Below are 13,105 nucleotides of genomic sequence, written 5' to 3' on the forward strand. Positions count from 1 at the left end.
GCCGCCGGCTACAACTTCCGCCGCCTCATCCGCTGGCTCAGTCTTTTGCTGTGCCTGATGCTGGCTGCCTTCAGCACTCAGCTTCGCCTCGTATCAACGTGAAATCGCAATAGTTCACGGTCGACTAATTGCATGGGCATTCTTGTGAATCGAGAGTGCTCGGCGCGTCGGATGCGAATCGCGGTCGCGGGCGGCACCTGTGCGATCGCCATTAGAAGCCGGCGCGCGCAGAATGGCGCCGTTACAATTTCTTAGAAGAGGTGGGATGGCGCCAGGCGCTTCGATATCCGAAGCATGTCGGTACATTCAATATGGCGGCAAGGCACGGGAGCGTTAGTGAAGGGATATCCGAGACCCCTGACCTGAACTCCTTGATCTGCATTTGACCCACGGATGCAATTGGCTCGATCTGGCAAGCTCGTCAAACGGCGACGGCCCGGTGGATTAAAAAGGCATCCGGCTCCGTATACGGTGCATGAACTCGTCCAAACCCCGATTCGACGTCGTCGGCCAGCTCGGCTCGCTTCGCCGCTACGCGCGGTCGCTGACAGCGGGCGGCGAGGACGCTGAAGATCTCGTCCATGACGCGCTTGTAAGGGCGTACGAACGCAGGAACACGTTCCGATCAGGCGGCAACCTGCGGGCCTGGCTGCTTTCCATCCTCCACAATGTGTTCATCGACAGGATGCGGAGCCGAAAGTCTGAAGCGGCCCGGGAGGAGCTTGCGGGGCAACTTGTCGAGTCGGCCGTCGGAGCTTCGCAGGAGCATGCCGTTCGGCTTGCCCAGATACGCAAAGCCTTTCTCGACCTGCCGCAAGAGCAGCGTTCCGCCCTCGATCTCGTTGCCATCGAGGGGCTTGGCTATCAGGAGGCGGCGAACATCCTCGGTATTCCGGTCGGGACACTGATGTCTCGGATAGGCAGGGCCCGCGCTGCGCTGCGCAAAGTCGAGGATGGCGAAGCGGCCAGTCGTAGAGATCACCTGAGGATAGTTGGAGGGCGCGATGGCCCCGTGGTTTGATCCCGTGTCGGAACAAGACCTCGATGCCTATGTCGACGACCAGCTCGATGCCGGTCGGCGAATCGAGGTGGAGGCATTCCTTTCTGCTCATCCCGAAATGGCCGCCCGTGTCATGTCCGACCTGAGGGCGCGCGATGAACTGCGTCTGGCGTTTGCCGTCGACCGCGGCATGTCGCGACCAGGAACAGCCCATGCGGCGCGCAAACTGGAGCGAGGGCTGGCGCGTGATCGGATACTCGGCACGATTCATCGCATGGCTGCGATCATGCTCATCGCAGCTGGCGGCTGGCTTGCAAGTAAAACGATCGGCCCGATGTCGGTGACCGAGGTCGTCGCGTCGCCGACGCCGCCGGCCTATGTGGAAGAGGCGATGCGGGCCTACCGTACGTCGGTTCTCAGGGCCTCGATGACTTCGCAGTCCGAATCGCCTGATTACGACGCTAACGAGATCCGCGCAGCCACGGCGATTGTCATGCCTAAGCTGCCGAAGGACTGGAAGGTCAGCGATGTGCAGATCTATCCCTCCCAGTTCGGCCCGAGCGTCGAAATGACTGCCAGCAGCGAGGGTTTGGGACTTGTCTCGCTCTTTGCCGTGCGGCCCGGAACATTCGATGTGGTGAAGCCGACGATCGGTCCCGCCGCTGATATTTCCTCGGCGTACTTTCAGATCGGCGAGGTGGCGTACGTGCTTGTCGCCCGCGGCGACGTGCACGACCTCGACCGCACAGCCGAACGGCTGTCCGACACGCTTTATTGATTCAGACGAAAGAGGAGACCATCCATGAACACCCCGCAATACGGGTACCGCACCGGCTTCGGCCAGCAGAGCGCAGCGCTGTTCGACGAAGGCCTGCGCCAGCACATGCTGCGCGTCTATAACTATATGGGACTTGGACTGGTGCTGACCGGCGTTGTCGCATTCGTCGTTGCATCGACACCTGCGCTCTACGTGCCGATCTTTTCGACCCCGCTCAAATGGGTTGTGATGCTCGCGCCGCTTGCCTTCGCCTTCCTGTTCTCGTTCCGCCTCCAGACCATGTCGGCGTCCGGTGCTCAGGGCATGTTCTGGGCCTTCTGCGGCGTGATGGGCTTGTCGCTCGCCTCGGTCTTCCTTGTGTTCACCGGCACCTCCATCGCGCGGACTTTCTTCATTGCGGCGACCATGTTCGGCGCGATGAGCCTCTACGGCTACACGACCAGGACCGACCTCACGCGGTTCTCGTCCTTCCTGATCATGGGGCTGATCGGCGTCGTCATAGCCAGTCTGGTCAATATATTCCTCGGCTCGTCGGCGCTGCAGTTCGCCATCTCGGTGATCGGCATCTTCGTGTTCCTCGGGCTGACGGCTTGGGATACGCAGACGATCAAAGAGCAATATGCGGAAAACTTCGATGCGCAATCGCAGCAGAAGCTCGCCGTATGGGGCGCATTCTCGCTCTATCTCAACTTTATCAACATCTTCCAACTGCTGCTCAACTTCACCGGGGAGCGTGAATAGCAACACCGGAAGCAGGAGTTCTTGATCATGGACAGAAACGACCAGCAGGCGATCGAGCAGCTGTTCGGCAAACTCGCCGCAGTCGAGCGCCAGTCTCCGCCGCGCGATGCTGCCTCTGAAGCTTACATCCGTGACCAGATTACCGCACAGCCCGGCGCGCCCTACTACATGGCCCAGACGATTGTGGTGCAGGAGCTTGCGCTGCAGGACGCGCAGGCCCGCATCGAGGAGCTCGAGGCGGAGGCCGCAAAGGCTGCGCGCCAATCCGGCGGCTTCTTCGCCGGCGTGTTCGGCGACAACCGAGCACAACGTTCCGGATCGGTGCCGAGAATCGGCCGTGCCGGCCTCGCTGCTTCGAACGGGCCGACTCAGACTGCCGCGCCGATGCAACAGCGGGCGAGTGGCGGCTTCCTCGCTGGAGCGGCGCAAACGGCGATGGGCGTGGCGGGAGGCATGTTGCTCGCCAATGCGATCGGCGGCCTGTTCGGAGCCGATCAGGCTCAGGCGACGGAAGCTCCCCAGCAAGGGGAAGATGAGTCGGACACGGGCTTCGACGGAGGTGGGTTCGAGGACATGGAACTCTGATAGAAAGGCGGCCAGGCAACGAGCTACTTGCTTCGCTTCCCGGCAGCCGAGGCTCACCCGAAGAGATCTACTCCCCGGACATAAGACTGCTGCGATCTTTCACGGCGCGAGCGGGACGGGTCCGGATCGACCAGAATGCCTGACGATCAGCCCCCAAGTACCGTCGTCCACGCGCCGTCGGCCCAAGATCCGGCGCGTGGACGAAGATTCTCCGAGATACTGATTGAGATCGCCTCGGATCCGGGACGCGAACGCGTTTCGGTCGGGGATTTGCTGAGGGCGATGGGAGATCGCGCCTTCGGCGCTTTGATGTTGGTCTTCGCTCTCCCCAATGTCTTGCCTACGCCACCCGGCACGTCGGCGATCCTCGGCCTGCCGCTGGTGTTCCTCGCTGCACAGTTGATGCTCGGTCAGAAGCCATGGCTGCCGGAGGTTGTCGCCCGCCGCTCGATCTCGAGAACGGATTTTGCAGCGCTGACGGAGCGGGCCACGCCATGGCTCGCGCGAGCTGAGCGATTGCTGAAGCCGCGTCTTTATTCCTGCGTGCGGGCACCCGCCGAATACCTGATCGGCGGCATCTGCCTCGTTCTTGCTGTCATCCTCGTCCTGCCGATCCCACTCGGGAATATTCCACCGGCATTCGCTGTCTGCCTGTTCTCGTTCGCGATAATCGAAAGGGACGGCCTTTGGGCAATTGCCGGATGGGTTATAGCCATTGCTTCGCTCGTCATCGTCGGCGGTGTGATGTTCGCCCTCGCCAAGGGCGCAATCTTTGTCTTCACCAATGTGTTCAACTGAGGAGGGCGGCGGCTGATCGTCGCCGGCTAACCGGTAATGCTCTTTGAATGGATGGCCGATCCCGCTGCCTGGGCGGGCCTGGCGACGCTGATCATCTTGGAAATCGTGCTCGGCATCGACAATCTGGTCTTCATCGCGATCCTGGCTGACAAGCTGCCTCCGCATCAACGGGACAAAGCGCGCCTGATCGGCTTGTCACTCGCCCTGGTGATGCGCCTGGCCCTTCTCGCCTCCATTGCATGGATCGTCACCCTGACGCGGCCTCTGTTCACCGTTGCTGGTTTCGACTTTTCGGGTCGCGATCTGATCCTGATCTTCGGTGGCGTGTTCCTGCTCTTCAAGGGCACGATGGAACTGCACGAGCGGCTCGAAGGCTCAATCGGCCAGAAGGAGAAAAGGGTCCGGCCCGCCGTTTTCTGGCAGGTTATCGTCCAGATCGTCGTGCTCGATGCCATCTTCTCGCTGGATAGCGTCATCACCGCTGTCGGAATGGTCCAGCACGTCTCGCTGATGATGATCGCGGTGATCGTCGCGGTCGGTGTGATGATGCTCTCGTCGAAGCCCTTGATGGCTTTCGTCTCGAAGCACCCAACCGTCGTCGTCCTGTGCCTCGGTTTCCTGATGATGATCGGCTTTTCGCTGGTGGTGGAGGGTTTCGGCTTCCATATCCCGAAGGGGTATCTCTATGCGGCAATCGGCTTCTCTGTCTTGATCGAAGCCTTCAACCAGCTCGCCCGCCGAAACAAGGAAAGAGTGCTGACAACTGGAAACCTGCGCGACCGGACTGCTGACGCGGTCCTGCGACTTCTCGGCGGCAAGCATGGCAAGCTGGGTCTGGGCGAGGCAGCAGAGGCGATTGCAGAGAGGGCAAAGGAGCACGCTCTCTTCGCTCCGGAAGAAAAGGAGATGATCCAAGGCGTACTCACGCTTGCCGAACGCTCCGTCGTCTCCATCATGACGCCGCGCACGGAGATCGATTGGCTGGATGTGGACGATGCTCCGGAAGAGCTTCGGCGGAAGATCCTCGCCCTCGGCCATTCGCGCTTCATGCTTGCGCGGGGAAACCTGGATGACTTCATCGGAGTGGCGCTAGGGAAGGATCTGCTGCGCGACCTCCTGGAGGAGGGAAAGATCAATCTCGAACGATCGTTGCGTCAGCCGTTGATTGTGTATGAGAGCGTCGACGTGCTGCATCTGATGGAACAACTCAGAAAATCGCCGCTGCAAATGGCCGTGATCGTTGACGAATACGGCTCGCTGGAGGGCATCGTCACCCCAATCGATTTCCTCGAGGCAATCGCAGGCGACTTCCCCGACGAAGGTGATGATCAGCTTCTCGCCGAACGCGCGGAGGATGGCTCCTGGCTGGTCGACGGATGGATCGACATCCGCAAGGCCTCCAGCCTTCTCGACGTCGACCTCGTTGATGTCGCCGACCGCTATTCCACGCTTGCAGGCTTCATTCTCTGGAAGCTCGGCCACCTGCCGCAGGCCGGAGAGAAGGTCGCAACCGACGAACTGGTTCTGGAGGTTGTGTCCATCAAGGGACGCAATATCGAACGCGTCCGCGTCAGGAAAATCGATCCGGCAGCTGCGGAAGCAAATCGATCAAATGCTGCATGACAGATTTGGCAAATGGCGGAGACCCCGCCATCTGCCCACTTTGGGTGTGCATGACGCTACTGGTTCTTGCCACGAAAATTGGTGATCGCAGCCGACACGAGCTCCTGCGCGACCGCAACATCCTCGAAGCCATTTAGGACCACTTCCTTGCGGCCGGCCGGGAGTTGCTTGTAGACGCGGAAGAATGACTCCAGTCGCGCGCGTTCAATTTGGGGAAGATTATTGATGGACTTCACCGCATCATAGGTCGGATCGATGTCGGATGCCGGCACTGCTACGATCCTGTCGTCGGTCTCGCCGCCGTCGATCATCTTCAGAACGCCGATGGCCCGCACTTTGATCAAGGCGCCGGGAACGATCGGCTCGCGCGTATAGACCAGCACGTCGAGCGGATCGCCATCCCCGCCCAGAGAGCTCGGGATGGAGCCGTAGTTTGCCGGATAGATCACCGGCATGGATTGATAGCGGTCGACGATGATGTGGCCGTTCTCGGCATCGATTTCGTACTTGGTGAAGCTGCCGGCAGGTATCTCGATCACCGCGAAGAAATCACTGCCTTCCTTGGGCTGCGGATATTCGAACGGGTTCACGAAATCGGCAAATGCCGAACAGGCGGTTGTGAAGACGCTTGCCGCAACGATGCCGGCCAGTAGGAATTTACGCATTGAAGCCCCTTGTCGTGTCTGATCGGAGTATCTGATTTTCCTTGCATTTCAGGCCCTAGCTGGCTTTTGCAACGACAAGATAACAGAACGAAGGGATTAACCCGGAAAAGCCATATGAGGTCGAGCTCCCACCGCACCGACTCCGCATTGGGATTTGAGGTGATCGATGGGCTTGACCTGGAGCTCGTGAACCCGTTTGAAACGGGTGCTTGAGCCGCCCTTTCTGCGGGATGACGCCCTAACGAGATCACAGCCGAACCAGCATGCCCCTTCGCCTCGTCTTCATGGGAACGCCGGAATTTTCCGTGCCGACGCTGCGCGCCGTTGCCGGTGCCGGCCACGAGATCGCGGCGGTCTATACGCAGCCGCCGCGGCCGGCCGGCCGCCGTGGGCTGGAGCTCACACCTTCGCCGGTTCAGCAGGAAGCGGAGCGGCTGCGCCTGGAGGTCCGCACACCCGTCTCGCTGAAAGGCGCGGCCGAGCAGGAGGCGTTTCGTGCTTTGGGCGCCGATGCGGCCGTCGTCGTGGCCTACGGCCTGCTGCTGCCGGTCGCCATTCTCGAGGGGACGCGGCTTGGCGCCTTCAATGGCCACGCTTCGCTCTTGCCGCGCTGGCGCGGCGCTGCCCCGATCCAACGTGCGATCATGTCCGGCGATAAGGAGACCGGCATGATGATCATGAAAATGGAGGCGGGACTGGACACCGGGCCGGTTGCGCTCATCAAGCGTATTGCGATCGACCGTTCCATGACGGGCGGCGAGCTGCATGACCGCCTGAAAGAGATCGGCGCTCCGCTGATGGTCGAGGCACTGGCAAGGCTCGAAGCGGGAAGCTTGACCCTGACGCCGCAGGCCTCCGATGGGACGACCTACGCCAGGAAAATCGACAAGGCCGAGACGCGTATTGACTGGAAGCGGCCGGCGCGCGAGGTGCACGACCATATCCGGGCCCTCTCACCCGCTCCCGGCGCATGGTGCGAGGTGCTGATCGCCGGCAAGCCCGAGCGGCTCAAGGTTCTCCGTTCGGCAGAGATCGAAGGATCCGGCGAGCCGGGCATCCTGATTGACGATGAGTTGACTGTCGCCTGCCGCGAAAAAGCCGTGCGGCTCATGGAGGTGCAGCGGGCAGGAGGCAGACCGACGACTTCCGCGGAGTTTCTGCGCGGGGTCAAACTGCAAAAAGGAATGAGTGTCTTATGAGTATGATGTCAATCCGGGCGGCAACCCCGAGGGATCGCGACGCGATCCGCCTGGTCGAGGAGCACGCCTTCGGCCAGCCGGTGGAAGCAGGCCTCGTCGACGCGCTTGTCGCGAGCGGCGATGTCTTGGCAGAGCTCGTTGCCGAGGATGACGGCGCCGTTGTCGGTCACATCCTCTTTTCGCGGCTATTCGTCGAGCAGGACGGCGACAGGTTCCCGGCTGTCGCGCTGGCACCGCTCGCGGTGGAGCCGTCCTTCCACGGTACTGGCATCGGCGGGGCGCTGGTCCGCGAGGCACATATCCGGCTGAAGGATGCCGGCGAGAAGCTCTCGGTCGTGCTTGGCGACCCGGCCTATTACGGCCGTTTCGGCTACGATCGCAGTCGCGCCGCCCTCTTTGAAAGCGACTACCAGGGTGAGGCGCTGCAGGCGTTGGCCTGGGGCGACGCCCCGGAGAGCGGACGGCTGGTCTACGCGCCGGCCTTCGGCGGGTTCTAAGCAGTTTCGCAAGAAGTCGCCCGGTTTGCGATAAGAACCTGCGACAAGCTCAAAGCAGGTTCCGCAAATTGGCCGACGTGGCCGACGGTTTTGCGATGAGAACCTGCGGGAAACAGAGGGCCTATGCCGCGCTACCGCCTCGACATCGAATATGACGGCAGCCCCTATGCCGGCTGGCAGCGCCAGGCGGGCCATCATTCGGTGCAAGCGGCGTTGGAGCAGGCGATCGAGAAGTTCTCGCGCGAGGTGGTGACGATCCGCGGCGCCGGCCGGACGGACGCCGGCGTCCACGCTGCCGGCCAGGTCGCACATGTGGACCTCGAAAGGGATTGGCCGGCGGACACGGTTCGCGATGCCATGAACGCGCACCTGCAGATGGCAGGCGAAGCAGTGAGCGTGCTTGCTGCCTCGTTGGTTCCGGATGATTTCGACGCGCGCTTCTCGGCAATCGCGCGGCATTATCTCTACCGCATCGTCAATCGCCGCGCCCCGCTCGCGCTGCAGGCGAGAAAAGCCTGGTGGGTGCCGAAGAGGCTCGACGCGCAAGCGATGCACGCAGCAGCGCAGTTCCTCGTCGGCAAGCACGACTTCACGACATTCCGCTCCATCCAGTGCCAGGCCAAGAGCCCTGTGAAGACGCTTGACCGCCTCGATGTGACAAGGGACGGCGATGCCATCGAGATCCGCGCTTCCGCCCGGTCCTTCCTCCACAATCAGGTTCGCTCGATGGTCGGCTCCCTGAAACGAGTGGGCGAAGGGGGATGGACCGAAGCCGATCTCCGGGGCGCGCTGGAAGCATGCGACCGTGCGGCTTGCGGCCCGGTCGCGCCGCCCGACGGACTCTACCTCATGAAGGTTGACTATCTCGGCGCGCTTAACCGGCCGGCGGATTGATCGAGCCCAGCCCAAGCAGGAGCTGAAGCGCGTAGAGCACCACCAGCGAGACGGCGAACATCGCGCCGAATACTGCCGTTGCGGTGCCCGCGCCCTTGCGTAGCGCGCTGTTGGTCAGCCGCCAGGTGAGAACCAGCGAGACGATGAACAGGCAGATCGAGATCGCCGAGGCCAGATCGTCGGTGCCGGGGAAGAACATGCGCAGCAGCGTCGGCGGCAGCATCATCCAGACGATGAGCGCCGATCCCCAATTGCTCGATATGACGTAATGCGCGAGCCGGTCGCCGAGGCCGGCCGAGCGAGCTGCTGCCGCAAAGGCCGCCAGCGGAATGACCCACGAGCCGATATCGACGGTGGCAAGCCGCAGCATGATCGACAGCCGGTCGCCGAACGGCGCATGGCCGGGCGTCAGCGTGTTGGCGATAGTCACCCAGCCGGCAATCAGCGCCGGCAGCGCGATCACGATGGCGAAGAAGGAATTCCAGAAACCGTCGGCCGAAATGTCGAGCAGCTTGATGCCATCGGGCTTGCCGGTCATCATACGCCATGAACCGACCAGATATTGCTGGACTTCGACCATCTCGGGCATCAGGCGAACCACTCTTCCAGAAGACGCCCATATATCTGGGTAAGCGTCTCCAGATCGGCCAGCGCCACGCGCTCGTCCACCATGTGCATTGTCTTGCCGACCAGACCGAATTCGACGACCGGGCAGTAGTCCTTGATGAAACGCGCATCGGAGGTGCCGCCGGATGTCGAGAGCTCCGGGGTTCGCCCGGTAACCTGCTTCACGGCGCGACCGAGCGTCTCGATCAGCTTGTCGTCACGCGTGAGGAAAATCTGGCTCGGCCGGTCGCGCCAAGCAAGATCGTAGTCGACCGGTTGTTCGCGGCCCTTTCGGTATTTTTCGTCGGCCGCGGCTCGGTCGAGCCGGTTGTGGATCTCGGCCTGCATGGTTTCGGTCGTCCAGCTGTCGTTGAAGCGGACGTTGAAGGCGAGCGAAGCCCTGGCCGGGATGACATTGGCAGCGCTGTTGCCGACGTCGATCGAGGTGATCTCGATGTTGGACGGCTGGAAGTCCTTCGTGCCTGCGTCGAAGACCGGTACAAGCAGGCCATCCGCGAGTTGCAGGAGACCGTGGACCGGGTTATCGGCCAGATGCGGATAGGCGGAATGGCCCTGCCGGCCATTGACCGTGACGATGCCGGTGAGCGAGCCGCGCCGGCCGATCTTGACCATGTCGCCGAGCTTGTCCGGATTGGTCGGCTCCCCCACGATCGCCGCATCCCAGCTTTCGCCCTTGCCTGCCGCCCATTCCAGCAACTTCGCCGTGCCGTTGATCGCCGGACCTTCCTCGTCGCCGGTGATCAGGAACGAGACCGATCCCTTGAAACTGCCATGCCGCTCGATGTGGCGCGCGACGGCAGCGATGAAGCAGGCGATGCCGCCCTTCATGTCGACGGCGCCGCGTCCATACATCTCGCCGCGCGAAACCGCAGCCGAGAAGGGCGGATGCGTCCACGCTGCTTCGTCGCCGGCCGGAACCACGTCGGTGTGGCCGGCAAACATCAGATGCGGGCCGTTGCCCGAGCGGCGAGCATAGAGGTTCTCGATATCCGGCGTGCCCTCTTCGGAGAAGACCGGCCGCTCCACATTGAAGCCGAGCGGCCTCAGCAGCCCTTCGATCAGCGCGAGCGCGCCGCCCTCTGCCGGCGTCACGGAGGGACAACGGATCAGGGCGGCCAGGTTCTCGACAGGATCGGTAGGCATTGTCATGGCGGCGAGGGATAGTCGAAACAGATTAACCTGTCACGCAAGGCTTGCTGGACCAGGGAGCGCGTCGCGTCCGGTGAAGGGCCTGCTCGACATCACCGTTGACGGTTGCTTCGTGGGGTAGCCATTCTGCAGAGCGGCGGCTTGGAGGGCGGAATGCTCGATCGGACAACTCGAATTGCCGTTGCCGGCGCGGGTAGCATCGGCTGCCATGCCGGCGGCTGCCTGGCGCTGGCGGGCCGCCGCGTCACGCTGCTCGCCCGACAGCCTCTGGCAGAGGCGATCGGCAGGGATGGCCTGACGATCGTCGATCTCGACGGAAGCGAGCGCAAGCTTGCGCCGTCGGCGATCGACGCGGCCGTCGATCCGGCCGTGGCGTTCAATGACGCGGGTCTGGTCCTGGTGACGGTGAAGAGCGGCGATACGGCCGAGATGGCAGGGCTCATCGCCCGCCACGCACGCCCGGATGCGACAGTGGTAAGCCTGCAGAACGGGGCAGCAAACGCGGCGCGGCTCAGGCAGCATTTGCCGGCAACCCAGCGCGTGGTCGCCGGCATGGTGTCGTTCAACGTCATTCAGGACCGCTCGGCCGACGGTGCGCCGGTCTTTCGTCGCACGACCGGCGGCGAGGTGCTTGTCGAAGCCGGCGTACCGGGCCTCGTCGAGCTCCTGAATGTCGACGGCCTTCCTGTCGAATCCGCTGCAGATATGACGGCCGTCCTTTGGGGCAAGCTGATCCTCAACCTCACCAACGCAATCAACGCCCTGTCCGGACTGCCGCTCGTCGAATATCTCTCCGATCGGCGGTGGCGGCTGGTCCTTGCTGCCCAGATCGAGGAGGCGCTTGCAGCAATGCGCGCGGCCGGCATCAATCCCGCCAAGGTCGGCGCTCTGCGGCCAGCTTTTTTGCCCTACCTGCTGCGCCTGCCGGATTTCCTCTTTCGTATCATCGCCCGGCGCATGCTGACCGTGGACCCGAAGGCGAAACCGTCCACACTGCAGGATCTCGAACGCGGCCGAAAGACGGAAACGGACGAGTTCCAGGGCGCGATCGTGCGACTTTCCGAGCAAGTAGGGACGGCAGCGCCGCTATCGCGGCTTGTTCTTCGCCGCATCCGGGCGGCGGAACAAGCCGGTAAGGGGTCACCGCGGCTCGCGCCCGACGACTTCAAGCTGCCAGCAAGCTGACCGCGTTCGGCGTGTCATTCGCCTTGCTACCTCAAGCGAATTGCACAACAGTCTAGCTGCCCAGTCAGGCGGGTGCATTGGTTCTGGTTCCGTATTTGTTGGGTCCGGGGTCGCCTTTCACGAAGGGCAGTACGAAAAAGATCGTGAAGTCGACGATGATTGTGATCAGTGCCCAGGGCGCCGGCTTGCCGAAATCATGCAGCCGCTTCCCGGTCAACGCGATGTTCGACCACATTGAAATGAATACGGCTGCCAGGAATGCACCCGCCCAGTCAGCCTGCTCCGCACTATCTTGCGGCGAGAGAGCAAGTCGGTAGAGCAGGAATCCTCGAACGACCAGGAGCAGCAGCCCGGCGAGAAAATAGACGCCCGGGCTGATGCGGCCTTTCAGGCTGAAGAAAAGCCAAAAGAGCTGATTCTTTTCAGGCAAACGATCAATCTCTGAGGAGTTCGTTGATCGAGGTCTTCGAGCGCGTTTTCTCGTCGACGCGTTTCACGATCACGGCGCAGTAGAGGCTCGGGCCGGGCTCGCCGTTGGGGAGCGGCTTACCCGGAAGCGTCCCGGCAACGACCACCGAATTGGCCGGCACCTCGCCGTAGAAAACCTCGCCGGTCGTGCGGTCGACGATCTTCGTCGACTTGCCGATGAATACGCCCATGCCGAGCACCGCGCCTTCGCGCACGATACAGCCCTCGACCACCTCCGAGCGCGCACCGATGAAGCAATTGTCCTCGATGATGGTCGGTCCGGCCTGCAGCGGTTCGAGCACGCCGCCGATGCCCACGCCGCCCGACAGATGTACGTTCTTGCCGATCTGCGCGCAGGAGCCGACCGTCGCCCAGGTGTCGACCATCGTGCCTTTATCGACATAGGCTCCGAGATTGACGAAGGAAGGCATCAGCACGACGCCCGGCGCGACATAGGCCGAACGGCGCACGATCGCCGAAGGTACCGCACGGAAGCCGGCCTTCTCGAAATCGACGGCACCCCAGCCGGAGAATTTCGAAGGAACCTTGTCCCACCACACCGCGTCACCGGGCCCGCCCTTGATGATCTCCATGGGGTTGAGGCGGAATGAGAGCAGCACGGCCTTTTTGAGCCACTGATTGACCGTCCATTGTCCGTCGTTCTGCCGTTCCGCAACGCGCGCCTGTCCGCGGTCGAGCAGGTCGAGAGCGGTCTCGATCGCTTCACGGACCTCGCCACGCGTTGCGGTCGTGATCCCGTCCCGTTCCTCGAAGGCCCTCTCAATTGTCGCTTCGAGGCTCGAAAGATCGGCTTTCGTCATTGAGAATACTCCGCTACACGCGCTGTTAAGGGCAGAAGCCTAGGCTTCGGTCGAGAAATCAGGCGCTGTTGCTCT

At 62.4% G+C, this 13,105-nt stretch carries 15 protein-coding genes; 10 read left to right on the forward strand and 5 right to left on the reverse strand.

Translation table 11 applies throughout. The features are described from left to right. The first annotated feature begins 475 nt into the window (after positions 1-475). From SAZ10_RS26650 to SAZ10_RS26675, 6 genes are all read left to right on the forward strand, one after another. Complete coding sequence (locus tag SAZ10_RS26650) at positions 476-1,021, forward strand: sigma-70 family RNA polymerase sigma factor (protein WP_318612453.1); 546 nt, start codon at positions 476-478, stop codon at positions 1,019-1,021. Then, complete coding sequence (locus SAZ10_RS26655) at positions 1,005-1,778, forward strand: anti-sigma factor (RefSeq protein ID WP_318612454.1); 774 nt, start codon at positions 1,005-1,007, stop codon at positions 1,776-1,778. The genes SAZ10_RS26650 and SAZ10_RS26655 overlap by 17 nt, the downstream gene beginning before the upstream one ends. Before the next feature lie 24 nt (positions 1,779-1,802). Beyond that, complete coding sequence (locus SAZ10_RS26660) at positions 1,803-2,519, forward strand: Bax inhibitor-1/YccA family protein (RefSeq protein WP_318612455.1); 717 nt, start codon at positions 1,803-1,805, stop codon at positions 2,517-2,519. A 27-nt stretch (positions 2,520-2,546) separates the two neighbouring features. Beyond that, positions 2,547-3,104, forward strand: a complete 558-nt coding sequence (locus tag SAZ10_RS26665; protein ID WP_318612456.1) for a DUF2076 domain-containing protein — start codon at positions 2,547-2,549, stop codon at positions 3,102-3,104. A 135-nt stretch (positions 3,105-3,239) separates the two neighbouring features. Continuing rightward, on the forward strand, positions 3,240-3,902 hold the full coding sequence (locus SAZ10_RS26670) for an exopolysaccharide biosynthesis protein (RefSeq protein WP_318612457.1): 663 nt from the start codon (positions 3,240-3,242) through the stop codon (positions 3,900-3,902). 36 nt (positions 3,903-3,938) lie between these two features. Further along, entirely contained in the window at positions 3,939-5,525 is a 1,587-nt protein-coding gene (locus SAZ10_RS26675; RefSeq protein WP_318612458.1) for a TerC family protein, read from the forward strand. Positions 5,526-5,581: 56 nt separating this feature from the next. Here SAZ10_RS26675 and SAZ10_RS26680 read toward each other — a convergent pair whose 3' ends face one another. Then, positions 5,582-6,190 (reverse strand): inorganic diphosphatase, encoded by a 609-nt coding sequence (locus tag SAZ10_RS26680; RefSeq protein WP_318612459.1) that lies wholly within the window; start codon positions 6,188-6,190, stop codon positions 5,582-5,584. A gap of 263 nt (positions 6,191-6,453) precedes the next feature. Between SAZ10_RS26680 and fmt the strand changes: the two genes are divergently transcribed. The 3 genes from fmt (at position 6,454) to truA (ending at position 8,780) form a co-directional block, all read left to right on the forward strand. After that, on the forward strand, positions 6,454-7,389 hold the full coding sequence (gene fmt / locus SAZ10_RS26685; RefSeq protein WP_318612460.1) for a methionyl-tRNA formyltransferase: 936 nt from the start codon (positions 6,454-6,456) through the stop codon (positions 7,387-7,389). Next, positions 7,386-7,886 carry an N-acetyltransferase gene (locus SAZ10_RS26690; RefSeq protein ID WP_318612461.1) on the forward strand — a complete coding sequence of 167 codons (501 nt, stop codon included), beginning with the start codon at positions 7,386-7,388 and terminating at the stop codon, positions 7,884-7,886. Before fmt ends, SAZ10_RS26690 begins: the two co-directional genes overlap by 4 nt. Before the next feature lie 123 nt (positions 7,887-8,009). After that, a complete protein-coding gene (gene truA, locus SAZ10_RS26695; RefSeq protein WP_318612462.1) occupies positions 8,010-8,780 on the forward strand; it encodes a tRNA pseudouridine(38-40) synthase TruA in 771 nt (256 codons plus the stop codon). On the opposite strand, the gene SAZ10_RS26700 is transcribed toward truA, so the two are convergent. Both SAZ10_RS26700 and dapE read right to left on the reverse strand, forming a co-directional pair. Beyond that, positions 8,761-9,369: a transporter gene (locus tag SAZ10_RS26700; RefSeq protein WP_318612463.1), complete on the reverse strand. Its 609-nt coding sequence runs from the start codon at positions 9,367-9,369 to the stop codon at positions 8,761-8,763. The two genes, truA and SAZ10_RS26700, sit on opposite strands and share 20 nt — an antisense overlap. Continuing rightward, the gene (gene dapE, locus SAZ10_RS26705; protein WP_318612464.1) at positions 9,369-10,556 is read right to left on the reverse strand and encodes a succinyl-diaminopimelate desuccinylase; all 1,188 of its coding nucleotides are present in this window, start codon (positions 10,554-10,556) and stop codon (positions 9,369-9,371) included. The genes SAZ10_RS26700 and dapE overlap by 1 nt, the downstream gene beginning before the upstream one ends. A 153-nt stretch (positions 10,557-10,709) precedes the next feature. Here dapE and SAZ10_RS26710 point away from each other — a divergent pair, with 153 nt between their 5' ends. Beyond that, a complete protein-coding gene (locus SAZ10_RS26710) occupies positions 10,710-11,741 on the forward strand; it encodes a 2-dehydropantoate 2-reductase (protein ID WP_318612465.1) in 1,032 nt (343 codons plus the stop codon). Positions 11,742-11,805: 64 nt separating this feature from the next. On the opposite strand, the gene SAZ10_RS26715 is transcribed toward SAZ10_RS26710, so the two are convergent. Further along, positions 11,806-12,171, reverse strand: coding sequence for a DUF805 domain-containing protein (locus SAZ10_RS26715; RefSeq protein ID WP_318612466.1), 366 nt, complete (start codon positions 12,169-12,171; stop codon positions 11,806-11,808). A 4-nt stretch (positions 12,172-12,175) separates the two neighbouring features. Beyond that, positions 12,176-13,030 carry a 2,3,4,5-tetrahydropyridine-2,6-dicarboxylate N-succinyltransferase gene (gene dapD, locus SAZ10_RS26720; protein WP_318612467.1) on the reverse strand — a complete coding sequence of 285 codons (855 nt, stop codon included), beginning with the start codon at positions 13,028-13,030 and terminating at the stop codon, positions 12,176-12,178. Positions 13,031-13,105: the final 75 nt, after the last annotated feature.

The sequence above is a fragment of the Mesorhizobium sp. BAC0120 genome (assembly GCF_033542235.1).
Classification (GTDB): domain Bacteria; phylum Pseudomonadota; class Alphaproteobacteria; order Rhizobiales; family Rhizobiaceae; genus JAWRCU01.

Coding starts and splice junctions, on each gene's coding strand:
- SAZ10_RS26650 (WP_318612453.1), top strand. CDS start 476: ATGAACTCGTCCAAACCCCGATTCGACGTCGTCGGCCAGCTCGGCTCG.
- SAZ10_RS26655 (WP_318612454.1), top strand. CDS start 1,005: ATGGCCCCGTGGTTTGATCCCGTGTCGGAACAAGACCTCGATGCCTAT.
- SAZ10_RS26660 (WP_318612455.1), top strand. CDS start 1,803: ATGAACACCCCGCAATACGGGTACCGCACCGGCTTCGGCCAGCAGAGC.
- SAZ10_RS26665 (WP_318612456.1), top strand. CDS start 2,547: ATGGACAGAAACGACCAGCAGGCGATCGAGCAGCTGTTCGGCAAACTC.
- SAZ10_RS26670 (WP_318612457.1), top strand. CDS start 3,240: ATGCCTGACGATCAGCCCCCAAGTACCGTCGTCCACGCGCCGTCGGCC.
- SAZ10_RS26675 (WP_318612458.1), top strand. CDS start 3,939: ATGCTCTTTGAATGGATGGCCGATCCCGCTGCCTGGGCGGGCCTGGCG.
- SAZ10_RS26680 (WP_318612459.1), bottom strand. CDS start 6,190: ATGCGTAAATTCCTACTGGCCGGCATCGTTGCGGCAAGCGTCTTCACA.
- fmt (WP_318612460.1), top strand. CDS start 6,454: ATGCCCCTTCGCCTCGTCTTCATGGGAACGCCGGAATTTTCCGTGCCG.
- SAZ10_RS26690 (WP_318612461.1), top strand. CDS start 7,386: ATGAGTATGATGTCAATCCGGGCGGCAACCCCGAGGGATCGCGACGCG.
- truA (WP_318612462.1), top strand. CDS start 8,010: ATGCCGCGCTACCGCCTCGACATCGAATATGACGGCAGCCCCTATGCC.
- SAZ10_RS26700 (WP_318612463.1), bottom strand. CDS start 9,369: ATGCCCGAGATGGTCGAAGTCCAGCAATATCTGGTCGGTTCATGGCGT.
- dapE (WP_318612464.1), bottom strand. CDS start 10,556: ATGACAATGCCTACCGATCCTGTCGAGAACCTGGCCGCCCTGATCCGT.
- SAZ10_RS26710 (WP_318612465.1), top strand. CDS start 10,710: ATGCTCGATCGGACAACTCGAATTGCCGTTGCCGGCGCGGGTAGCATC.
- dapD (WP_318612467.1), bottom strand. CDS start 13,030: ATGACGAAAGCCGATCTTTCGAGCCTCGAAGCGACAATTGAGAGGGCC.